The sequence below is a fragment of the Burkholderia sp. 22PA0106 genome (genome assembly GCF_047497155.1).
Classification (GTDB): domain Bacteria; phylum Pseudomonadota; class Gammaproteobacteria; order Burkholderiales; family Burkholderiaceae; genus Burkholderia.
Map to the genome: position 1 here is coordinate 3,901,652 of NZ_CP163163.1, position 20,373 is coordinate 3,922,024.

The window sequence follows — 20,373 nt, forward strand, 5'->3', positions numbered from 1 at the left end:
CGTGTTGCGCGCCATCACAAGCTCCGGACGGAACGGATTCCGTGCTGTTCGAGGATCGCCGAGAGATTCACCTTGGCCACGTCGTCCACGAACGCACCGTCGCGGAACACGCAGGTCACGTCGTGCACGGGCGGCGCATCCACCGCATCGAGCACGCCCACGATGCCCTGCGCCAATACTTCGGCTTCCGAACGATCGATGCGCGCCGCGAAACACGCGACGATCGCGCCGGCGATTACGTGCACCTGCTTGCCGGCGATCGGCAGCGTGTCGACCGGTGCGCAGAGATCGAGGCCGAGCTTGATGGTCAGTTCGGCCAGCAGGTCCTGGTCGGTGCGGCCGGCCTTGATGTGTTCGACCGCATCGAGCAGCGATTGCTGCACGTTCGCGCCGCGCGGGTCCCATTCCACCACGTTGGTGGAATCGAGCCGGAACACGCGAAAGCCCACGTCGATGGCGGCCTCGGGATGCGCGTCGACGATCTTCGCGGCGGCACGGCGCAGCCGTTCCTTGGTGATCTCGGCGAGGTTGGCCGGGCGCTTGAGCTTCGCGCAGAATTCGGCCGCGGCCTTCTGATCCTTGCTCGACGCATCGAGCGGCTCGGGCAGTTGCACCAGCGCGAAACGGCGGCGGCCGCCGTCGGCCGCGTTGGCTTCCATTACCGCGTGCGCGGCGGTGCCGGAGCCGGCGAAGCAGTCGAGCACGAGGTCGTCGCCGCCCGTGAGCCAGCCCACCAGCGCGGCCGAGAAATCGGTGGGCTTGGGCAGGTCGAACGGGATCGCCAGCGCCTTCAGGCGCGCGTCGTCGGAGCCGCCGAACGGCAGGATCGACGGCACGTTCTCGTGCAGGTTCTCGTCGAGGAAATAGATCCGCTGCGGCTGGGTGGTGTCGTCCGCGCCGAATTCGATCAAGCCCTTGTCGAGCAGCTCGCGCATGGTGGCGGGCGGGTTGCGCCAGCCGCGTTCGGGCACCGGGCAGGGCTTGCCGGTAACCGGGTGGGTCAGGGCGATGAAGTAGTCGTCGGGGGCGCGCTTCTTGTTCGGCCAGGCCATCGACACGAGCCGGTAGACGCGCCCGTCCGGCGACAGCCGGTCGTACATCGCCTCGCCGCCCGACAGCGTGGTTTGCGTGCGCAGCCACGCGCGGTAGGCCTGCGTGGCCTCGGCGATGGTGGCGGTGTCGGCGATCGCGTCGTGCGCGGCGTCGAGCATGCGCTGCGCGTTGCGCTTCGGGCGCTTGAGCGGTGCGTGTTCGTAGAGCCATTCGGCGTCGCGCGCGAACAGCACGATCGATTCGTGCTGATACGCGATGCCGCGCGCGTCGCCCTTCGGATTGCGCTTGTCCCACACCGCCACGCCGAGTTCGTTCTCCTCGCCGAAGATCTCGCGCATCACCAGCACCAGCGCCGGCAGTTCGTGTTCGTCGATATGCACGGCGATCAGGCCGTCGCGCGCGAGCAGATCGAACGCGAGCTTCAGGCGCGGGTACATCATGTTGAGCCAGTCGGTATGGAACCGGCCGCTCGCCTCGGTGTGGCTGCTGACCTTGACGCCGCCGGCCGCCTGGCCGGTCAGCGTGAGGTAGTGGCGCAGGCTGTCGGTGAAGTTGTCCGGGTAGACGAATTCCTTGCCGGTGTTGTACGGCGGATCGATATAGACCAGCTTGACCGAGCCGGCATAGCTCTTGTGCAGCAGCTTGAGCACTTCGAGGTTGTCGCCCTCGACCATCAGGTTGCGCGTGTCGTCCCAGCTCAGGCTTTCGTCGCGGCAGGGCCGCAGCGTGCCGGTGGAAGGTGTCAGCGCGAGCTGGCGCGCGCGGCGCTTGCCGTGCCAGGCCAGGCCGTATTTCTCGTCGGCCTCGCCCACGGTGCGTTCGCCCACCAGCGCGCGCAGCACGTCCAGGTCGAGCGCGGCGCCGTCGGGGCCTTCGGTGACGGCCTCGGGGAACAGCGCCCGGAGCCGCGCCAGGTTGTCCGCCGCGAGATCCGCGGAGCGGGCCTCGGGACTGGCGGATTCGATCTTCTGCATCGTGTTTTCCATATCAAGCTTGAGTGGCGCGCCGGCTCGGGGTTCCCCGGCATCCGCCGCGACGTGCCGCGATGGCCGGCGCGCCGCGTGGCGAACACGGCTTGCGCGGGCAGGGCGGGAACGGTGGACCGAGGGTCGCGCCCGGCGCGCCAGGGCGCGCGAAAAGCGCCGAGCGGGCCGGGCGGCCGGACGAACATTCTGGGGTGTGAAACCGGGCCGGCGCAGCGGCCGGCGGCGGCGCTTCGCCGCGCCCGCCAGGCAGCGTTCGCGGCGCGCCCGATGAAAGCGGGCGAAGCAGGGAGCGGAGGGCGGAACACGGGGAAGGGCATGGCCGGCCACGGGGCCGGTTTGCACAACGTGAGCCGAATTTTAACGGAAGCCCGCCGCCACGCGGCCCATCATCTCGTAGCCGTTGTCGAACAGGCGCGAGAAGAACGGAATCATGTTGGGCACCATCAACTGCACCAGCAGCATCCCGACCAGCATCAGCACGGGAAAGCCCACCTGGAAGATGCCGATCTGCGGCGCGGCGCGGTTCAGGATGCCGAGCGCCAGGTTGGCGATCAAGAGCGCCGCCACCACCGGCAGCGCGAGCAGCAGCCCCATCGAGAACACGTTGATGCCGGCCCCGACGATCACGCGCCAGCCGGCCGGATGCAGCAGGTCGGCCGACACCGGCACGCTGGAAAACGATTCGACGATGCCCGCGATCAATTGCAGATGCCCGTCGAACGCCACGAACGCGAGCATCGCGAACGCATTGAGCACGCGGCCCAGCATCGGCGTGGTGCCGGCGTGCGGATCGAAGAAGGTGGCGAAGCCCAGGCCCATCTGCAGGCCGATGTAATCGCCGGCGGCCTCCACCACGGCGAACACGATCTGCATCGTGAAGCCGAGCGACACGCCGATCAGGAACTGGTTGATCAGAATCCAGATGCCCTCGGCCGAGAACACCGTGGCCTGCGGCAGCGGCCCGAGCGCGGGCGCCACGGCGATCGCGACGAACGCCGACACGCCGATCTTGACGCGCACCGGCACCGCCGCGTTGCCGATCAGCGGCGCTGTGGCGACCAGCGCGAGGATGCGCACGAACGGCCACAGGAAGGCCGTCAGCCAGACGTTCAGTTGCGCGTAGGTAACGGAGAACATCGGCGGGGCGCGGCGCTCAACTGACGCCGAGCGTGGCGACATGCATCAGGATGTCGCGCGTGTAGTCCACCAGCGTGGACAGCATCCACGGCCCGGCGATCACCATCGCCACCACCACCGCGATCAGCTTCGGGATGAACGACAGCGTGGTTTCGTTGATCTGCGTGGCCGCCTGGAACAGGCTGACGACCAGGCCCACCACCAGCGCCACCAGCAGCAGCGGCGCGGCCAGCAGCAGGCCGATCATCATCGCCTGATGGGCCAGCGTCATGACGGTTTCGGGAGTCATCGCCGCTCCTAGGTGAAGCTTTGCGCGAGCGAGCCGATCAGCAGTTGCCAGCCATCCACCAGCACGAACAGCATCAGTTTGAACGGCAGCGAGATGGTGGTCGGCGAAACCATCATCATCCCCATCGACATCAGCACGCTCGCCACCACCAGATCGATGATCACGAACGGGATGAAGATCGTGAAGCCGATCTGGAAGCCGGTCTTCAGCTCGCTGGTCAGGAACGCGGGCACCAGCAGCGGCAGCGGCACGTCTTCCGGGCCCTGCATCGGCGGCGCCTTGGCGATCTTCGCGAACAACGCGAGATCGGTCTCGCGGGTCTGCTTGAGCATGAAGGTCTTGAACGGCGCGAGGCCACGCTGCACCGCCTGATCCATCGGCAGCGTGCCGGCCGAGAACGGCTTGTAGCCGTCGTTGTAGGCGCGGTCGAGCACCGGCGACATGACGAACAGCGTCAGGAACAGCGCGAGGCCCACCAGCACCTGGTTAGGCGGGGTGGTGGTGGTGCCGAGCGCCTGGCGCAGCAGCGACAGCACGATGATGATGCGCGTGAAGCTGGTCATCATCAGCACGATGGCCGGCAGGAACGACAGCATCGTGAGCAGCAGCATGGTCTGCACGCTCAACGAATACGTGGTGCCGCCGTTCGGGCCGGGGCTGGTGTTGAAGGCCGGCAGGCCCTGCGCCTGCGCGTGGGCCAGCGAGGGCAGCGCGAGCGCCGCCAGCGGCAGCAGCACGGCGGCCAGCGTCAGCGCGCGCGCGGCCGGCGAGGCGCAACGCGCCCGCTGCGCAATCCGCGCGATCGATCGAAACAGCGTCATATCTCAGGAATCCTTGCGGCCTCGGCCGCCCAGCCGCTTGGCGACTTCACCGCCCAGCGCGCTGCGAAAGCGCTCGCCGAACGAGCCGGCCAGCGCGTCGTCGGCCGGCGGTGCGTTGCCGGTGCTCGCGCCCGCCGCCTCGGTCGAACCGGCCGAGCCGGCCGGCAGCGTATGGAGCAGCCGCACGTTGCCGGGCGCGACGCCCAGCACCAGCCAGGTGTCGCCGATCTCGACCACGGTGGCGCTTTCCTTGCCGCCCACCGCCACGCTCGCCACCACCTTCAGCGCGCCGCCGCGCCGCGCGGGCTGGAACCCGAAGCGGCGCGCGAGCCAGGCGCAGCCGAACACCAGGCCGATCACCACGGCCAGGCCGACCACGGTTTGCAGCACGGCGCCCGCGCCGAGCGAGGGCACCGCGGAGCCGACCACCACGCCCGACGCGTAGGCCGCGGGGTGGTTGACGGCGTTCATGTCGGCCGCGCTCGCCACGGCCGGAGCCAGCGCCGCGGCGGCGGCCACACCCGCGATGCGTGGCCGCACGGCCCGCACCACCGGCACGGCGCGCACGACGGGCGCGGTTGCGTCGTTCATCGGTTCAGCTTCCGGATCCGCTCGGACGGCGTGATGATGTCGGTCAGCCGGATGCCGAACTTGTCGTTGACCACCACCACTTCGCCCTGGGCGATCAGGCAGCCGTTGACCAGCACGTCCATCGGCTCGCCGGCCAGGCCGTCCAGCTCCACCACCGAACCCTGCGCGAGTTGCAGCAGGTTGCGGATCGCGATCTTGGTGCGGCCCAGCTCGACGGTCATCTTGACGGGAATGTCGAGAATCAGGTCGATGTCGTTGTGGGTCGCGGTCGACGCGGCCTTCGACAGCGGCTGGAACACGCCGGCGCCGGTCGCGCCGGCCTCGATCGGCTGATCGTTCTGTTCGGCGAGCGCGGCCGCCCAGTCGTCCAGGCCGGCATCGTCGGCCGCCGCATCGGCGCCGGATTTCTTGTCGCTGTCGGGCGTCGGGTTCAGCTCAGTCATATCCACCTTCCTTCATCGTGTCGCTTGCGCTGATCATCCGGTTCACCCGCAGCGCGTATTGCCCATTGAAAATCCCGTAACCGCATTCCATCACCGGCACGCCGTCGACCTTGGCCGTCACGGCGTCGCCGATGTCGAGCGGCAGCACGTCGCCCACCCGCAGGTTCAGGATCCGTTCAAACGTGGTCGGCAGTTCGGCCAGATCGGCGGTCAGTTCGACCTCGGCGGCCTGCACCTGCTGCGACAGCACGCGGACCCAGCGGCGGTCCACTTCGAGCGCCTCGCCCTGGATCGGCGAACTCAGCACGTCGCGGATCGGCTCGATCATCGAGTACGGCATGCAGATGTGCAGCGTGCCGCCGGTCGAGCCGAACTCGATCGAGAACTGCGTGACGATCACGATCTCGTTGGGCGTGGCGACGTTGGCGAACTGCGTGTGCATCTCCGAGCGCACGTGCTCGAACTGCAACGGCCGCACGCTCTTCCAGGCGGCCGTGTAATGCTCGAAGACCAGATGCAGCAGCTTGCTGATGATGCGCATCTCGGTCTGCGTGAAATCGCGGCCCTCGACCCGGGTATGGAACCGTCCGTCGCCGCCGAACAGGTTGTCGACCACGAAGAACACCAGGTTCGGGTCGAACACGAACAGCGACGTGCCGCGCAGCGGCTTGACGTGCACCAGGTTCAGGTTGGTCGGGATCGGCAGGTTGCGCGTGAATTCGCTGTACTTCTGCACCTTCACCTGGCTGACCGAAATTTCGGCCGTGCGGCGCATGAAGTTGAAGATGCCGACCCGCAACAAACGCGCGAAGCGATCGTTGATGATCTCCATGCCGGGCATGCGCCCGCGGACGATCCGTTCCTGCGTCGCCAGGTTGTACGGGCGAACGCTGGCCCGATCGACGGGTTCGTCGCTCGAGTCGATTTCGCCTGTTACGCCTTTGAGGAGGGCATCGACCTCCTCCTGCGACATGAATTCTTCGTGGCCCATGGCGCTCCCTTGGCGGCGTTACTGGACGACGAAATCGGTGAACAGCACCTCGTCGACGCGAGCGCTGCGATTGCCCGGCTGCGTGGGCTGTTCGATCAGCTTGCGCAGCTCGTCGGCCAGCGCGCGCTTGCCGTCCAGCGACGCCAGGTCTTCCGGATGCTTGTTCGACAGCGCCAGCAGGATCCGGCTGCGGATCTCCGGCATGTGCTGGGTCAGGTATTCCTGCGCGGTCGCGTCGGTCAGCTTCAGCGTCAGGCCGACGCGCAGGTAGTGCAGGCCGTCGTCGGATTGCAGGTTCACCGTCATCGACTCGAGCGGGAAGAACACCGGCGTCGCCAGCGGCGGCGGCGGGGGCGGCGGAACGTTCGATGCCGAAGCCGGATGCTTCGACAGGAAGAACCACGCGCCGGCGCCGCCCGCGGCGGCAAGGGCGATGCCGATCAGCGCGAACAGGATGATGCGTTTGAACTTGCCGGTGGGCGGGCGTTCGGATGCGGCGGATGCGGTCGTGGTGGCCATGGGCGTGCGTACTGGTTGACTCGTAGCCGGATTGTCAGGGGGCAACCGGTCGCGCGATGTGACGAACAGAGGGGGGATTTGCGCCTATCTCGCCGGTTTGTCGAACCGGGGCGGGCGCGGCAGCCCCGATGAAGGCCGTGGGCGCGGAAGCGGGGCGGGTTGCGGGAGCAAGGCGGGGCGGGCCTTCGGGCCGGCTGGGGCGGGGCGGGTGGGTGGTTGGACGGGGCGTTCGGGGAGTCAGCCGTAAATCGGCCGCGATCCGATGGCGTGGGCGCACCGGGCGGCAAAACCCGCACCCGCCCAACCCCGCCACGCGCACCTACATCGGCAAATGCGCGAGCAGCGGCGCGATCAGCACCATCGCCACCCCGGCGATCATCATCGTCAGGCTCGACACCACGCCTTCCTCGCCGCCGATCTCGCGCGCCTTGGCGGTGCCGATCGCATGCGCGGCGGCGCCGAACAGCGCCCCGCGCGCGAGCCGTGAGCGCAGCGGCAGCACGGCCAGCATGAATTCGCCCATCAGCATCCCGCACACGCCGGTGACGATCACGAACAGCGCGGTCAGGTCGTGCGGCGCGTGCAGGCGGTCCGACACGGCGATCGCGAACGGCGTGGAGATCGAGCGCGTGACGAGCGTGCGCTGCAGTTCGGGCGACAGGTGCAGCAGCTTGGCCAGCAGCAGCGAGCCACCGACCGCCGCGACGATCCCCACCACCACGCCCACCGACAGCGACAGCCAATGGCGGCGGATCAGGTGCCGGTATTCGTGGATCGGCACCGCGAACGCGATGGTGGCCGGGCCGAGCAGCCACATCAGCCAGCGCGTGTCGTGGAAGTAGACGGGATAGGGCAGGCCGGTCAGCGCGAGCGCGGCCACCAGCAGCACCGGCACCGCCACCAGCGGCGAGAACAGCAGCGTCTTGCGCGCCCGGTACAGCCGCTTCGCGCCCAGATAGAGCGCGATCGTCACGACGAAGCAGGCGGCCGAGAGCGCGGCGTTGGCGGCCGGCGACAGCGCCGCGAAATCAACGAGATCGAATCTCATGGCGGGCTCCGGGCGGCTCAGGCAGCGGGCCGGCCGCGCTGGGCAAGCGCCTCGCGGGCCTCCCGCGCCTGGCGGATTTCACGGGTCTTGCGGATCTGGCGCGCCGCGCGCGCCCGCCGGCCGCGTTCGAGCCGCCGTTCCAGGCGCGCGGCCTGCTCGACGGCCAGCGCCACCACGCACATCACGAACGCCGTGCCGACCACCAGCAGCAGCGCGAGCTGCCAGCCGTTGGCGCGGAACAGCCCGCCGTACTGCACGGCCGCGACGGTCGCCGGGATGAAGAACAGCAGCATGTCGGTGAGCAGCCAGTTCGCGCCGTCCTTCACCGCAGCCGGCGCGAGGCGGCCCGACATCAGCAGCGCGAGCACCGCCGCCATGCCGAGGATGCCGGCCGGAATCGGCAGCGAGAACGCCCGCACCAATTGATCGAGCACGGCCCACAGCGCGGCCAGCGCGCCGGCCTGCCAGACGATGCGCAGCCCGCGCCGCAGCGCGCCGGCCGGAGCCGAGCGCACGGGGGCGGTCGGCTCGGGGGCGGGCGCTGATGAAACGGTGGCGGGCGTGAACTTCGGCATGACGTCGGGTGCGGCTTGATCGATGGGATGGGGCGAGTATAGGATTGGCGCTGTCATAAATAAAATGACTTGTTCCCATCAAAACCATTCCGGATCGGAATTCCCCGGCCGGGAACCCTGACGTTCACCGGAGGCGTGATGGAACTGCGTGCGCTGCGTTATTTCGTCGAGGTGGTCCGCCAGCAAAGCTTCACGGCGGCAGCCGAGCAGATGTTCGTGACCCAGCCAACCATCAGCAAGATGGTCAAGGCGCTGGAGGACGAGGTCGGCTCGCCGCTGCTGCTGCGCGACAGCCGCCAGATGACGCTGACCGACGCCGGGCGGATCGTCTACCAGCGCGGCCAGGACGTGCTCGCCGCGCAGGCGCAGTTGCAGGCCGAACTCGACGATCTGGCCGAACTGGGGCGCGGCGAGCTGACCATCGGCATCCCGCCGCTCGGCGGCGCCGCCTTCACGCCCGCCATCGCGGCGTTCCGCCAGCGCTATCCGAACATCGAACTGAAGCTCTACGAGCAGGGCGCGCGCACCATCGAGACGGCGCTCGCGGCCGGCGAACTCGAACTGGGCGGGGTGCTGGAGCCGGTCGATCCGGCCGTGTTCGACGTGCTGCGCATGGTGCGTGCGCCGCTCTGGCTGGTGGCGCGGCGCGGCGCGCGCTGGGATCGCGACGATACGGTGCCGCTGGCCGATCTGGCCGAGGAACCGTTCGTGTTCTACGCCGAGGCGCTTGCGCTGCACCAGGCCGTGCTCGACGCCTGCGCGCAGGCCGGCTTCACGCCGTCGATTGTCAGCCGCAGCGGGCATTGGGATTTCATGGCGGCGCTGGTGCATGCCGGCGTGGGCATCGCATTGCTGCCCGAGCCGTATTGCCGCCGGCTCGATCCGGCCCAGTTCAGTTGCCGGCCGATCGTCGAACCGGAAATCCAGTGGTCGATCGCGGTGGGCTGGCTCAAGCGCGGATACCTGTCGCATGCGGCGCGCGCCTGGCTCGAGGTGGCGCGCGAGGTCGGCCCGGCCGATCCGGGCAGCGATCTGGCGTTCGACAGCCTGCGGATCTGGGGGCAGGACGGCGGGCGGCGATAAGCGCGGCGATACGGTGCCAGGCCCATGTCAGGTCGATTGCTGCCGTGGCAAGGATGAATGAGCGGGAAAACGGCCGCTTACGGCCAGGCCAGCAGCCGAGATTCGATGCTTCTCAGGCTCCGACGGGCGCGTCCGGCGTGGTCAACGTCACAGCAGCAGCCGTTTCCGGCGTATTCGCGATGAAACGCTGCAGCAGCGAGGTCATGGTGTGCAACTCGTCGGCCGAGAAGCCCGTCAGTTGCGCGTTCAGCTCGCCGGCCACCAGCCCCGGCAGCGCCTGGGCGGCTTGCGCGCCGCGCTCGGTCAGCGCCAGCTCGATCACGCGGCGGTCCGCCGCGCTGCGCCGGCGCTCGAGCAGCCCCTTCTTTTCGAGCCGGTCGAGCATGCGCGTCATCGAGCCGCTGTCGTAGCAAAGCCGCCGCGACAGTTCGAGCGGCGTGCCGGCCTCGCCGCGCGCCAGCATCAACATCACGCCGATCTGCTGCGCGGTCAGCCCGAGCGGCGCGAGCGCGTGATCCATCCGCTCGACGAACGCCTGCCGCGCGCGCGTCAGGTAGAAACCGACGCTCGTTTCCAAATCGATGCTGCGGGGATCGTAAAGGAGGGTCATCGCGCGGGCGAAATGTGTTGTTTCCGAGATAAATTCTCGCCCAGTATCTTGAAAATTGATTGCATGGTCAATATTATTTCAGGCAATCATTCTTTCGTTTCAGACATCCGCGAGCACCCAGCCCACTCTTGCCTGAACCGCCTTTGAGCCATTCGCCGAGGAAGTTCGTCATGCCGTTCCTGATCCAGATCGCCAGCGCCCTGCGCCGTTACGCCCGTCCCTTGCTCGCCCGCTCGCCGCGCGGCTGGAAGCTCGCGTTGATGGTGGCGATGCTGGTGCTGCCGGGCGGCTCGCTGGCGGCGCTCGGTTTCGCCTGGTTCGAGCAGCGGCGCCAGCGCGCGCGGGACGGCAAGGCGACGGCCGACGAGCCGTCGTCGTGGCAGCGCCTGCTAACGCTCGTCACACCGCCGCAGCCGCCCCATCCCGTACATTGACGCGCTGACGCCCGCCCGCCGGCGCGGCCCGACCCGCCGGCCGACCTTTCTGCGCCGTAATCGCCTGTAACCACGCCCTCCCTCCCGGTAACACCTGCGCACGCACCCAGCCTTTACCCTTACGGCTTTCCGGTTCGTTTTTGCCGCATTCGTCAGTTACCATTCCGGCCAGGCCGGCCGCCGCCGCGCCGGTAGCCGCATCGTTCGCCGGCCCGCGAGCGGGCGGCGCCCAGACAGGAATCCAGTCCATGCAGCCAGTTTTCCCCTCGCGGTCACGTCATGCGCTGCGCATCGCCGTGTCCGCCGCCGTCGCGGCGCTCCTCGCCGGATGTGCGGTCGGCCCCGACTACCATCGCCCCGACGTGTCGATCCCGGCCGCGTACAAGGAAGCGCCGGACGGCTGGAAGGTCGCGCAACCGGACGACCGCACCGATCGCGGCGCGTGGTGGAGCGTCTATCAGGATCCGCAGCTCGACGACCTGATGACCAAGCTCGACGCCGCCAACCAGTCGATCGCGCAATTCGCCGCTGCCTACCGGCAGGCCCGCGCGCTGGTCGCGCAGGCCCGCGCGGCCTACTTCCCGACGCTCGGCGCCACCTTCGGCGGCACCCGTTCGTCCAGCCCGGGCGGCTCCACGCAGGGCTTCACCACCGGCCGCAGCAACAGCACCGCGTACAGCGCCGGTCTCGACGCCTCGTGGGAGCCCGACCTGTGGGGCAAGGTCAGCCGCACCGTCAGCTCCCAGAAGGCCGGCCAGCAGGCGGCGGCCGCCGATCTGGCGAACGCCCGGCTGTCGGCGCAGGGCACGCTCGCGCAAACCTACTTCCAGCTTCGTGAAACGGACGCCGCGCAGAAGCTGCTCGACGACACCGTCGCCGCCTTCCAGCGCTCGCTGCAACTGACGCAGAACCAATATGCGCAGGGCGTGGCCGCGCGCTCGGACGTGATCCAGGCGCAAACCCAGCTCCAGTCGGCGCAGGCCGCCGCGATCGACAACGGCATCGCCCGCGCGCAATTCGAGCACGCGATCGCCACGCTGATCGGCGTGCCGGCCTCCAGCTTCGCGCTCGGGCCGATGCCGCTGACGGCCGAGCCGCCGGCCACCCCGGCCGTGGTGCCGTCGGCGATCCTCGAACGCCGGCCCGACGTGGCAGCCGCCGAGCGCCGCGCGGCCGCCGCCAACGAGCAGATCGGCGTGGCCATCGCCGCGTTCTTCCCGACCCTCACGCTGTCGGCCACCGGCGGCGTGCAAAGCTCGGCCTGGTCGCAACTGTTCTCGCTGCCGTCGCGGGTCTGGACGGTCGGCCCGCAACTGGCCGCCACGCTGTTCGACGCGGGCCTGCGCGCCGCGCAAACCGACGCCGCGCGCGCCAGCTACGACCAGACCGTCGCCGAATACCGCGCGGCCGTGCTGACCGCGTTCCAGGACGTGGAAGACAACCTCGCCTCGCAACGCATCCTCGCCAACGAGATCGTCGTGCAGCGCCAGGCCGTGGAATCGGCGCAGCATGCGCTCGACATCATCACGAACCAGTACAAGGCCGGCACCGTGGCCTTCCTGAGCGTGCTGACGGCGCAAACCACGGCGTTCACGGCCGAGCAAAAGCTCGTCACGCTGTCGGGCAGCCGGATGGTGTCGTCGGTGAATCTCGTGAAATCGCTGGGCGGCGGATGGGACGTCTCGCAGATGGATCGCGAGACGGGCGGCGTGGCCGCGCCGGTACCGGCCTCGGCTTCAACGCCGGCTGCCGCGCCGGTGGCCGCTTCGTCGGCGTCGGCCGCCAAGGGCTGAACGCCCGCATGACGTCGGCCCGGTGAGGCCGGGCGCGGCGGCCTGCTCACCGCCGCGCCGTGTTCCAGCCTTTTCCTCTTGCATCGCCCGGCCGCCTTGCACCGCCGGGCGCATCCTGCTCAAAACGTCAGCGTGACCTTGCCCGGGCCGATCGGCTTGCCGAGCAGGTTCAGCAGCCCCGCGAGGTTCTCGCGATGCGCTTCGTCGGCCTCGGCCGTGCCGTTGAACACCGAGGTGGCACCCGCGAACGTGCCGTGCCCTTCCAGCGTCAACGGCCCGTTCAGCGTGGACAGATCGAGCGTGGAGTTCGCCCCCTGCGCCTGCCAGACGGCGCGATACGAGCCGAGCGGCTTGACGATCGAGATCCGCGAACTGACGTCGTGCATGGTGACGGTGAGCCGCCCGAACACGTCCTGGCCGAACAGCCGCCAGTCGCTCCAGTCGATCCGCACGTCGCCCTGCAGGTCGAGCGTGTTGAACGGCGTGCCGAGCCCGGCCAGCAGCGAGGCCGGCACGGCCATCGCGCCGGCCGACACGGTCGCCCCGCGCAGCGTGGCGTTGACGGTGACGGGATCGGGCATCGCCTGAGTCTGACGCATCTGCATCTGCACGCGGCCCGTGAACAGCGGCCAGAACGCGGTACGCCATTCGATCCGGCCCGGCAGCAGCGTCGAGGTGCTGCGGTCGCTGCCCGGCGCCAGCAGCAGCGTGGCCGAGCCATGCCACAGCGAGCCGTCGGGATCGACCAGATTGACGTGCCCGCCGGTCGCACGCGAGAACTGCGGCGTGACCCACGCGGCGGGCAGCAGCGCGACGATCACCACGCCGATCGCCAGCATTCCGGTCAGGCACCACGGCAGCGCCGCGCGAATTCGCCTCCACAAGCTCATTGGCTTACCGCTCCCGACATCATGCCGCGGGCTGGGTTGCGTGCTTCCATGGGTTTCACTTGTTGACGCTCGACGGTTGCATCACGACGGTCAGGTCCACCTGGCCGTCTTCCTTCAGGGCGGTGGCATGCGCCTCGCCCACCTGTACCTTGAACTGCTTGCGCACGTCGTCGGCCCATTGCGTCCAGATCGGGAACGCCACGTTCTTCAACTGCACCTGCACGCCGTTGCCCACCACCTGCACCTGCGCGGCGGTAATGCCGTGGTCGGTCAGCGAGCCGTTCAGCGCGTCGCGCAGCGCCACGCCGGTGGGCGCGACGCCCTGCGCGGCGGCGGCCAGCGAGCGCGCCTCGTTGGCCTGCTCGGTCATCTGCGCCAGTTGCAGGCGCATCGCCGGCAGCGCGTGCGCGATGCGCTCGCTGTTGTCCTGCGCCGGCGCCCAAAGCAGCGAATACAGCACGTACGCCACCAGCAACGCACCGCCCCAGCCGAGCAACATCTTTTCGCGCGAGTTGCGCTCGTCCCAGAACTGGGTCAGGGTTTCGGTCAACTCCGCCTTCATGATCCGCTCCGGATGGTCCATTTGCCCGTGCTGCTGTCGATCTCGCCCGTCAGGCCGTTACGCGCGAGGCGCGTGCCGAAATCGGGATCGACCTTCACCTCGGGCTTGAAGCCGACGTCGAGCCGGCGGTCGTGATAATCGAGCGAGGCGATGCCGTTGGCCGGCAGCGGCCCGAGCGAACGCGCCACGCCGCTGGCCAGCGCCAGGAAATCGTTCGGCGACAGCTCGCCGGCCGCCACCCGCAACTGGTCGATCTGGCGCGTCATCTGCGCGGGCGGATCGAGCACCACGGTGGTTTTCGGGAACGCCGTCAGCAGCGTTTCGGTGATCTGCGCCGACAGCGCGTCGCGCTCGTGCGCAAGCCGCCACCAGTGGATGTTGATGCCGATCACGGCGATCACGAGCGTGACGGCCGCCAGCGCGGCCGGCAGCTTCAGGCGCGAAATGGTGGCGCGGTCGAAGCGCCACGGCATCGCTTCGAAATCGAACTGGCAGAGATTGAAGCGGGCTTCGCGCGCGCGCCGCGCGAACGCGTCGAACGGCAGCGGCGTGGTGCCCGGAATCGCGTCGGGCGCGGCCTGCGGGGTGATCGAGGCGAGTTGCGGCTCGGCACCGGGCGCGCCGAGCTGATACAGCTCGAACGGTGCCCCGGCGGTCAGCGCGGCCAGCGTGGAACCGGCCGAGGCGGCCGGCGCGGTCAGCCCTTCGCCGAGCAAGCCACGCGCGATGGCGAGTTCGACTCGCGGCGCGGCCGCGATCGACAGCGCCGCATCCACCGGCATCGAATCGATGCGCGCCACGATGGCGGCCACGATCGGCACCCGCAGCGGCTCGCCGTTCGCGCCGGTGTGGGCCGCCACTACCACCGGCGCTTCGACCGGCGAGATCACGGCGGCTTCGGTGATGCCGTCCGCGTCGTCATCCTCACCGGCGGCCAGCACCGGCTCGGCGGCGGGCGCGAGCGGCGCCCCGTCGGGCAGCGGCAGGCAGCGCGTGGCCGGCACGGCGCGGATCGCACGATGGCCAGCCGCCTTGAACGCCTCGATCGCGAAGCGGAACCACTCGCGGTCGATCACGGCCAGCACGCGCCGGCCATCGGGCAACGCAACCGGATCGACGGCGATATGGCACGCCTGCGGGTCCTGGATCAGGTAGTCCTCGACGATGTTCGGCAGCGCCTGGCGCAGCTTCGGCCCCTTCACGGCGGGCACGGCAGCGGCCAGCAGCAGCAGGTCGCGCGCGGCCACCACCAGCACCGTGGCGGCGGCATGCGGCAGCGACGCCAGCGATGCGCGGCCCGCGCGTTGCGTCTGGCCGGCCTTGTCGACGAGCGCGAACGACAATTCGGGCCATTGCCACTCCGGCAGCGGCACGGCCGGTTCGCGCGGCGGCAAAACAACAATCAACGTGCTCAAGACACCTCTCCCGGATGGCGTTGTTATAGCTGATCGGATATCCGCACGACGCGCGTGGTGTGCGTCATCGAATCGCGATACACGAGCGAATTGCGGTCGATCTCCGCGCGCCCGTGCTCAATATGCCCGTGAACGATGAAATAACTGCTGGTCACGTCGATCTGGGTGGGATCCAGCAGCGTATTCGGCACGCCGGTGGCCTGCAGCGCGAGCTGGGCATCGCCGACGTTGCGGAAAAACACGTTCTCGCGGCGCGCCACCAGCGTTTGCGCCGACGACACCGACAGCCCCGGCAGCAGCGCCGCGATCACCTCGGCGCGCGCGGTATTGAGGTTGACCGGCGTGACGGTGGGCAGCACCGTCACGAACGGCCGCAGCCGCTCGACCACCTCGGGCGTCACGCCGTTCACGTCGAGCAGCGAGGCCACGCTGATCGGCACGATCGGCGAGGCGCCATGGCTCGCGTCGGTGCCGCCGTCGTCGTCCTCGAAACCGGGGTCGGGCTGGCCCGAATTGGTGTTGCCGCCAGTGGGCACCGGCACGCCGGCGGTGCCGGGCGCGTTGGCCATCTGGAAGCGCGTGGCCGAATTGCGCAGCGCGGCGCGCATCTGCTGCGCGATGCGCAGCGCCAGTTGCGAATCGATCGACAGCGAGGTCAGCAGCCGCTTGAGCGTGCCGATCGCCGATGCGTTGAGCTGCAGCACGCCGGGCGCGGGCGTGATCACGAGGTTGCGCAGGTTGAAGCGCGCCTGCGCGTCCTCGATGTCGCCGGACAGATAAGTGTCGTCGTCGCCCGAGACATCGGTGACGCCGATCTTGCCGAGGAAATCGGACAGCCGGGTCTTCGCGATCGGCACCGCCCAGATGCCGCCCAGGTAGGTGACGCCGGGCGACGTATCGCCTTCCGAGCGCAGGATCATGCGGGTCCAGTCGAGCGCGCCGCGCGCCACCCATTGCGCCTGCATCAGCAGGCGCTGGTTCTCGATGCGGCGGATCTGCACCTGCTGGCGCCAGAGCATGCCCGACACGAGGATCGCGGTGAGCGCCACCACCAGCAGCGCGCTGATGATCGCGACGCCGCGCTGGCGGTGCGCACCGGGCCGGGCGGGCAAGGCAAGAGAGGAGGGCGGCAGCGGCCGGAAGGTGCGCATCGTCATTCCCCGATCAGGAACACGCGCCGGATCGGCTTGTGCAGCGAGGTGGCGCCGATGCCGACCTCGAGCCCCGTGACCGAACGCTCGGGCGGCCCGTTGCCGACGATCGGCTGCTTCATCGCCTGGTTGTTCTTGGCGAGCGCGTCGTCGGCGCTCGGCATGTTGATGGTCCAGCCGACCTTCGGCACGTAGATGCGCGCCGTGATCGAGCCGACGCCGCGCATCAGCGGCACGCTGCTCCAGCCGTCCAGGCTGTCGCTGCCGAGCATGCCACGCAGCACGCGCGCGTCGGAAATGGGCGGCGAGGCGTGGCGCACCACGCGGCCCGACGCGATCAGGTAGCGCACGATCTGCAGACGCGGGGCGCCGCCGGGCGTGTCGAAATAGCGGACGATCTGCAAGGTGTTGCCGGACACGCGCACGGCCGGCTGGCCGGCTTCGTCGTCGCTGACGGCGCGGCGCGCGTCGATGCGCATCTGGTCGAACATCTGCGCGAAGGTGCGCTCGTCCTCCATCACCGCTTCCACGTGATTGCGGCCGCGAATCACCTGATCGAGCCCGCGCCACGACAGCAGCGCGAGCACCGCCATGATCGCGATCGCGATCAGCAGCTCGATCAGCGTGAAGCCGCGCGCGCGGCGCTCAGAGCGAACGATTGGTTTCATTCGCCACCACCGTCACCATCTGCGCGAGCACGCCTTTCTCGCCGGTCTTGCTGACCGACACCTCCACGCGCCGGAACACCGGGTTCGGCGTGGTCTTGACGCGCTGCGTGCAGCTCAGTTCGAGATTGCCCTGCGAGCAATCGAAGGTCTGCTCGCCGACCTCGGGCCACGCATGCGCGAGGCGCAACTGGCCGAGCACGTCGTCGGCGCTCCAGCTTGCCAGCAGGCGGTCGTTCAGCGCGCCGGCATTGCTGGCGAGCGTGCCGACCGCGCGGATCGACGCGGCCAGCGCGATCGCGATGATGGCCAGCGCGATCAGCACCTCGATCATCGTGAAACCGCGTGCGCGCGAGGCGCGGCGCGGTGCAGGAGTGAGCCGGGCGGACATGTTCAGCGCACCTCGTAGCGGCCGTTGCCGGTGCCGACGATCGTCGCGCTGCCGATCGCGGAATAGAGCGTGACGCGCACCGGCACGTCGATCGGTTCGGTGCCGAAGACGATCCGGTTCACCTGCGTATCGGAGCCCGGGTAATCGATGCTCGCGCCGGTCACGCCGCCATCCCAGTCGCGCGGGCGCAACAGGTCGTCGCGCAGCGTGCGCCAGCCGTCCTGGCTGCGGATGTCGAAACGAAAGCCGTGCTCGGTGGGCTGCCAGGCGATCGGCCGGGCGCGAACCTGGGCCTCGTCGCCGGCGCTTTCGAGCAGCAGCGAGACGCGCACCGCTTCCTCGTGGAGGTCGGTGCGCGGATTGCGCCGCATGGTCAGCGTGGCCGCCGTCACGAGGATCCCCACGATCACGAGCACAACCATCATCTCGAGCAGCGTGAAGCCGTGCATCCGCCGGGGCGGAGAACGCAGCAGGGTGGTGCCGGGGGTTCGCATGACAAACGCAGGGTAAAAGGAACGGTATCGGTCGGCCGCGCGGGCGGGACGTTACTGCCAGGACCCGATGTCGGCGTCGTTGTTCTCGCCGCCTTCCTTCGCATCGGCGCCGTAGCTGAACACGTCGATTTCGCCGTGCACGCCCGGGTTCAGGTACTTGTACGGGTTGCCCCACGGGTCGTTCGGCAGGCGTTCGAGATAGCCGCCGTCCTTCCAGTTGTTCGGCACCGGATCGGTGGTGGGCTTGGCGATCAGCGCCTGCAGGCCCTGCTCCTGGGTCGGGTAGCGGCCGTTGTCGAGGCGATACAGCTTCAGCGCCTGCATGACGGTGCCGATGTCCTGCTTGGCGGCGACCCGGCGCGCTTCGTCCGGGCGACTCATGATCTTCGGCACGATCAGCGCCGCGAGAATGCCGAGAATCGCGATCACGACCATGATCTCGATCAGCGTGAAGCCGCGTTGGCCGTTCGGGCGACGCGCGGCTTGCGGGCGGCGATTGATCCACGTTTGCATGGGTGAAACCTCTCTTTCAAAAACAGTCAGTCAATATTGAATGGCGCTGGCAGGCACACCGCCCGCCCAGCGAAGCCGCATTGTAAGGCGGCCCCTGCTTCGGGCTTTCACCCAACGCAAATTTCACATAATCGTCCGTACAATAGCCCGCATGAACGCGCTCTCGATCCGGATCCTCTCCCTCGCCCTCTTCGCAGCTTTGTGCGCGACGGCCACTTACTGGGCCATCACGCTCTCGGCGCATCAGGCCCCACTACCCGCCGCCGCCGCGCGCGCACCCTTGCGCACGGAGGACGCTGCCGCGCTGTTCGGCGGGCAGCTCACGCACAACCCGGTACAGGACATCCACCTGTTCGGCATCCTCTCGCTGCGCCAGGGTGCCGCCGCGATCATCGGCGCGGGCGGCGACCCGGCCCGCGCGATCACGCTGGGCAGCAACATCATGCAGGGCACCAAGCTCGCCGAAGTCCGCGCTCGCTCGATCGTGATCGACCGCAACGGTGCGCACACCGAAATCTTCCTGCCGGCCAACGCGCCCGGCGCCACCATCTACGTTCGCTGAGCCGCCGTTGCCCTAATGCCGCCCCGGCGTTGCCGTCGGGGCAGCCCGCACCGGGGCATGCTGCTGATTCTGCAAGCGGGCCGCATCGTGCGGCCCGTTTTGCTTGCTCCACGCGTTCCGCCTGCCTGCCGCCGCCTCACTGCACCATGTTGTTCAGGTCGATGATCGGCAACATCACGGCCAGCACGATCACCAGCACGATGCCGCCCATCGCCAGGATCAGCAGCGGTTCGAGCAGGCTGGTCATGAACATGGTGCGGCGTTCGAGTTCGCGCGCCTCACCTTCGGCCGCGCGGTCGAGCATGGTCGTGACGTCGCCGGTGGCCTCGCCCGAGCGGATCAGGTGCACCAGCACCGGCGGGAACGTCTTGACGTGATTGAGCGCGCGCGACAGCGAGGTGCCTTCCCGCACGCGGATGATGGCGTCCTCGATGTTGCGGCTCATCGCGCGGTTGCTCAACGTTTCGCCCGCGGCCTGCAGCGCGCGCAGGATCGGCACGCCGGCCGCGGTCAGGATCGCCAGCGTGCTAGCGAAGCGCACCGTGTTGTAGCCGCGCACCAGCTTGCCGGCCAGCGGCGCGCCGAGCAGCCAGCGGTCGAACGCGAGGCGCGGGCCTTCGCGCGACAGCGTGGCCTTCGCGGCCCAGACCACCAGCGCCACGCCGGTCAGGATCGCCCACCACCAGTTCCGCACGAACGCGGACAGCGCCATCATCACCACCGTCAGCACCGGCAACTGCTGCTTGGTGCTCGCGAACACGTTGACCACCTGCGGCACCACGTAGCTGAGCAGGAACGTGACGATGCCGAGCGCGATCAGCGTGACGATGCCCGGGTAGGTGAAGGCCAGCACGATCTTCTGCTTGAGCGCGTTGCGCTGCTCGATGTAGTCGGCCAGGCGCGACAGCACGAGACCGAGCTTGCCGGTGTGTTCGCCGGCCGCGACCAGCGCGCGGTAGATCTCGGGGAAATCGCGCGGATGCTCCGCCAGCGCACTGGCCAGCGAATGGCCGCCCAGCACCTCGGCGCGGATCGCCGCCATCAGCTCGCGGATGTAATCGCGCTCGGCCTGCTCGGTCAGCACCGCCAGCGCCTCGCCGAGCGGCAGCCCGGCGGTCAGCAGGCTGGCGAGCTGACGCGTGAGGATCGCCTGCTCGCGCTGCGACATCTTGCGGCCGATCGACAGGCGCTGCTTGCGCTGCCCGGCCGTGCGCCTGGCGGCCGGCTCGACCACCAGCGGCGTGAGGCCCTGGGTGCGCAACTGGCCGCGCGCGGCGCGCGCGCTGTCGGCCTCGATCACGCCTTTCTGGGGGCGGCCGCCTGCGTCGATTGCTTCGAAACGGAATGCCGGCATCGC

The 20,373-nt window shown here is 69.1% G+C and carries 24 protein-coding genes; 4 read left to right on the forward strand and 20 right to left on the reverse strand.

Annotated elements, in window-relative coordinates; all coding sequences use genetic code 11:
* Positions 1-14 precede the first annotated feature (14 nt).
* The 10 genes from AB4850_RS32420 to AB4850_RS32465 all read right to left on the reverse strand — a co-directional run bounded on the left by AB4850_RS32420 (position 15) and on the right by AB4850_RS32465 (position 8,453).
* On the reverse strand, positions 15-2,039 hold the full coding sequence (locus tag AB4850_RS32420) for a site-specific DNA-methyltransferase (RefSeq protein WP_414443476.1): 2,025 nt from the start codon (positions 2,037-2,039) through the stop codon (positions 15-17).
* 357 nt (positions 2,040-2,396) lie between these two features.
* Positions 2,397-3,176 (reverse strand): flagellar biosynthetic protein FliR, encoded by a 780-nt coding sequence (fliR, locus tag AB4850_RS32425; RefSeq protein WP_414443477.1) that lies wholly within the window; start codon positions 3,174-3,176, stop codon positions 2,397-2,399.
* Between the two features lie 16 nt (positions 3,177-3,192).
* Positions 3,193-3,465, reverse strand: coding sequence for a flagellar biosynthesis protein FliQ (gene fliQ / locus AB4850_RS32430; RefSeq protein ID WP_414443478.1), 273 nt, complete (start codon positions 3,463-3,465; stop codon positions 3,193-3,195).
* Between the two features lie 8 nt (positions 3,466-3,473).
* Positions 3,474-4,286: a flagellar type III secretion system pore protein FliP gene (gene fliP / locus AB4850_RS32435; protein ID WP_414443479.1), complete on the reverse strand. Its 813-nt coding sequence runs from the start codon at positions 4,284-4,286 to the stop codon at positions 3,474-3,476.
* Positions 4,287-4,289: 3 nt separating this feature from the next.
* Positions 4,290-4,877, reverse strand: coding sequence for a flagellar biosynthetic protein FliO (fliO, locus tag AB4850_RS32440; protein WP_414443480.1), 588 nt, complete (start codon positions 4,875-4,877; stop codon positions 4,290-4,292).
* Entirely contained in the window at positions 4,874-5,320 is a 447-nt protein-coding gene (gene fliN, locus AB4850_RS32445) for a flagellar motor switch protein FliN (RefSeq protein WP_414443481.1), read from the reverse strand. Before fliN ends, fliO begins: the two co-directional genes overlap by 4 nt.
* Positions 5,313-6,311 carry a flagellar motor switch protein FliM gene (gene fliM, locus AB4850_RS32450; RefSeq protein WP_414443482.1) on the reverse strand — a complete coding sequence of 333 codons (999 nt, stop codon included), beginning with the start codon at positions 6,309-6,311 and terminating at the stop codon, positions 5,313-5,315. Before fliM ends, fliN begins: the two co-directional genes overlap by 8 nt.
* An 18-nt stretch (positions 6,312-6,329) precedes the next feature.
* A complete protein-coding gene (gene fliL / locus AB4850_RS32455) occupies positions 6,330-6,830 on the reverse strand; it encodes a flagellar basal body-associated protein FliL (RefSeq protein ID WP_414443483.1) in 501 nt (166 codons plus the stop codon).
* 319 nt (positions 6,831-7,149) lie between these two features.
* Complete coding sequence (locus AB4850_RS32460; protein ID WP_414443484.1) at positions 7,150-7,878, reverse strand: LrgB family protein; 729 nt, start codon at positions 7,876-7,878, stop codon at positions 7,150-7,152.
* A gap of 17 nt (positions 7,879-7,895) precedes the next feature.
* Positions 7,896-8,453 (reverse strand): CidA/LrgA family protein, encoded by a 558-nt coding sequence (locus AB4850_RS32465; RefSeq protein ID WP_414443485.1) that lies wholly within the window; start codon positions 8,451-8,453, stop codon positions 7,896-7,898.
* 138 nt (positions 8,454-8,591) lie between these two features.
* Here AB4850_RS32465 and AB4850_RS32470 point away from each other — a divergent pair, with 138 nt between their 5' ends.
* Positions 8,592-9,536, forward strand: coding sequence for a LysR substrate-binding domain-containing protein (locus AB4850_RS32470; RefSeq protein ID WP_414443486.1), 945 nt, complete (start codon positions 8,592-8,594; stop codon positions 9,534-9,536).
* A 112-nt stretch (positions 9,537-9,648) separates the two neighbouring features.
* Here the strand turns inward: AB4850_RS32470 and AB4850_RS32475 are convergent, their stop codons facing one another.
* Positions 9,649-10,146 (reverse strand): MarR family winged helix-turn-helix transcriptional regulator, encoded by a 498-nt coding sequence (locus tag AB4850_RS32475; protein ID WP_414443487.1) that lies wholly within the window; start codon positions 10,144-10,146, stop codon positions 9,649-9,651.
* A gap of 170 nt (positions 10,147-10,316) precedes the next feature.
* Here AB4850_RS32475 and AB4850_RS32480 point away from each other — a divergent pair, with 170 nt between their 5' ends.
* Both AB4850_RS32480 and AB4850_RS32485 read left to right on the forward strand, forming a co-directional pair.
* Positions 10,317-10,580 (forward strand): multidrug ABC transporter ATPase, encoded by a 264-nt coding sequence (locus tag AB4850_RS32480; RefSeq protein WP_414443488.1) that lies wholly within the window; start codon positions 10,317-10,319, stop codon positions 10,578-10,580.
* Between the two features lie 248 nt (positions 10,581-10,828).
* On the forward strand, positions 10,829-12,373 hold the full coding sequence (locus tag AB4850_RS32485; RefSeq protein ID WP_414443489.1) for an efflux transporter outer membrane subunit: 1,545 nt from the start codon (positions 10,829-10,831) through the stop codon (positions 12,371-12,373).
* A gap of 119 nt (positions 12,374-12,492) precedes the next feature.
* On the opposite strand, the gene AB4850_RS32490 is transcribed toward AB4850_RS32485, so the two are convergent.
* Genes AB4850_RS32490 through gspG form a run of 8 tightly spaced genes read right to left on the reverse strand, consistent with a single transcriptional unit; the run spans position 12,493 to position 18,454 of the window.
* Entirely contained in the window at positions 12,493-13,263 is a 771-nt protein-coding gene (locus AB4850_RS32490) for a type II secretion system protein N (protein ID WP_414443490.1), read from the reverse strand.
* Between the two features lie 55 nt (positions 13,264-13,318).
* Positions 13,319-13,825, reverse strand: a complete 507-nt coding sequence (gspM, locus tag AB4850_RS32495; protein WP_414443491.1) for a type II secretion system protein GspM — start codon at positions 13,823-13,825, stop codon at positions 13,319-13,321.
* Positions 13,822-15,240 (reverse strand): type II secretion system protein GspL, encoded by a 1,419-nt coding sequence (gene gspL / locus AB4850_RS32500; RefSeq protein ID WP_414443492.1) that lies wholly within the window; start codon positions 15,238-15,240, stop codon positions 13,822-13,824. Before gspL ends, gspM begins: the two co-directional genes overlap by 4 nt.
* 23 nt (positions 15,241-15,263) lie before the next feature.
* Positions 15,264-16,391 (reverse strand): type II secretion system minor pseudopilin GspK, encoded by a 1,128-nt coding sequence (gspK, locus tag AB4850_RS32505; RefSeq protein WP_414445680.1) that lies wholly within the window; start codon positions 16,389-16,391, stop codon positions 15,264-15,266.
* 2 nt (positions 16,392-16,393) lie between these two features.
* Complete coding sequence (locus AB4850_RS32510; protein WP_414443493.1) at positions 16,394-17,059, reverse strand: type II secretion system protein J; 666 nt, start codon at positions 17,057-17,059, stop codon at positions 16,394-16,396.
* Entirely contained in the window at positions 17,037-17,447 is a 411-nt protein-coding gene (gene gspI / locus AB4850_RS32515) for a type II secretion system minor pseudopilin GspI (protein WP_414443494.1), read from the reverse strand. Before gspI ends, AB4850_RS32510 begins: the two co-directional genes overlap by 23 nt.
* Positions 17,448-17,449: 2 nt before the next feature.
* Complete coding sequence (locus AB4850_RS32520) at positions 17,450-17,941, reverse strand: GspH/FimT family pseudopilin (RefSeq protein WP_414443495.1); 492 nt, start codon at positions 17,939-17,941, stop codon at positions 17,450-17,452.
* Positions 17,942-17,992: 51 nt separating this feature from the next.
* Positions 17,993-18,454: a type II secretion system major pseudopilin GspG gene (gene gspG / locus AB4850_RS32525; RefSeq protein WP_414443496.1), complete on the reverse strand. Its 462-nt coding sequence runs from the start codon at positions 18,452-18,454 to the stop codon at positions 17,993-17,995.
* Between the two features lie 151 nt (positions 18,455-18,605).
* Between gspG and AB4850_RS32530 the strand changes: the two genes are divergently transcribed.
* Entirely contained in the window at positions 18,606-19,016 is a 411-nt protein-coding gene (locus AB4850_RS32530) for a hypothetical protein (RefSeq protein ID WP_414443497.1), read from the forward strand.
* A 136-nt stretch (positions 19,017-19,152) separates the two neighbouring features.
* On the opposite strand, the gene gspF is transcribed toward AB4850_RS32530, so the two are convergent.
* Positions 19,153-20,370: a type II secretion system inner membrane protein GspF gene (gene gspF / locus AB4850_RS32535; protein ID WP_414443498.1), complete on the reverse strand. Its 1,218-nt coding sequence runs from the start codon at positions 20,368-20,370 to the stop codon at positions 19,153-19,155.
* Positions 20,371-20,373: the final 3 nt, after the last annotated feature.

Coding starts and splice junctions, on each gene's coding strand:
- AB4850_RS32420 (WP_414443476.1), bottom strand. CDS start 2,039: ATGGAAAACACGATGCAGAAGATCGAATCCGCCAGTCCCGAGGCCCGC.
- fliR (WP_414443477.1), bottom strand. CDS start 3,176: ATGTTCTCCGTTACCTACGCGCAACTGAACGTCTGGCTGACGGCCTTC.
- fliQ (WP_414443478.1), bottom strand. CDS start 3,465: ATGACTCCCGAAACCGTCATGACGCTGGCCCATCAGGCGATGATGATC.
- fliP (WP_414443479.1), bottom strand. CDS start 4,286: ATGACGCTGTTTCGATCGATCGCGCGGATTGCGCAGCGGGCGCGTTGC.
- fliO (WP_414443480.1), bottom strand. CDS start 4,877: ATGAACGACGCAACCGCGCCCGTCGTGCGCGCCGTGCCGGTGGTGCGG.
- fliN (WP_414443481.1), bottom strand. CDS start 5,320: ATGACTGAGCTGAACCCGACGCCCGACAGCGACAAGAAATCCGGCGCC.
- fliM (WP_414443482.1), bottom strand. CDS start 6,311: ATGGGCCACGAAGAATTCATGTCGCAGGAGGAGGTCGATGCCCTCCTC.
- fliL (WP_414443483.1), bottom strand. CDS start 6,830: ATGGCCACCACGACCGCATCCGCCGCATCCGAACGCCCGCCCACCGGC.
- AB4850_RS32460 (WP_414443484.1), bottom strand. CDS start 7,878: ATGAGATTCGATCTCGTTGATTTCGCGGCGCTGTCGCCGGCCGCCAAC.
- AB4850_RS32465 (WP_414443485.1), bottom strand. CDS start 8,453: ATGCCGAAGTTCACGCCCGCCACCGTTTCATCAGCGCCCGCCCCCGAG.
- AB4850_RS32470 (WP_414443486.1), top strand. CDS start 8,592: ATGGAACTGCGTGCGCTGCGTTATTTCGTCGAGGTGGTCCGCCAGCAA.
- AB4850_RS32475 (WP_414443487.1), bottom strand. CDS start 10,146: ATGACCCTCCTTTACGATCCCCGCAGCATCGATTTGGAAACGAGCGTC.
- AB4850_RS32480 (WP_414443488.1), top strand. CDS start 10,317: ATGCCGTTCCTGATCCAGATCGCCAGCGCCCTGCGCCGTTACGCCCGT.
- AB4850_RS32485 (WP_414443489.1), top strand. CDS start 10,829: ATGCAGCCAGTTTTCCCCTCGCGGTCACGTCATGCGCTGCGCATCGCC.
- AB4850_RS32490 (WP_414443490.1), bottom strand. CDS start 13,263: ATGAGCTTGTGGAGGCGAATTCGCGCGGCGCTGCCGTGGTGCCTGACC.
- gspM (WP_414443491.1), bottom strand. CDS start 13,825: ATGAAGGCGGAGTTGACCGAAACCCTGACCCAGTTCTGGGACGAGCGC.
- gspK (WP_414445680.1), bottom strand. CDS start 16,391: ATGCGCACCTTCCGGCCGCTGCCGCCCTCCTCTCTTGCCTTGCCCGCC.
- AB4850_RS32510 (WP_414443493.1), bottom strand. CDS start 17,059: ATGAAACCAATCGTTCGCTCTGAGCGCCGCGCGCGCGGCTTCACGCTG.
- gspI (WP_414443494.1), bottom strand. CDS start 17,447: ATGTCCGCCCGGCTCACTCCTGCACCGCGCCGCGCCTCGCGCGCACGC.
- AB4850_RS32520 (WP_414443495.1), bottom strand. CDS start 17,941: ATGCGAACCCCCGGCACCACCCTGCTGCGTTCTCCGCCCCGGCGGATG.
- gspG (WP_414443496.1), bottom strand. CDS start 18,454: ATGCAAACGTGGATCAATCGCCGCCCGCAAGCCGCGCGTCGCCCGAAC.
- AB4850_RS32530 (WP_414443497.1), top strand. CDS start 18,606: ATGAACGCGCTCTCGATCCGGATCCTCTCCCTCGCCCTCTTCGCAGCT.
- gspF (WP_414443498.1), bottom strand. CDS start 20,370: ATGCCGGCATTCCGTTTCGAAGCAATCGACGCAGGCGGCCGCCCCCAG.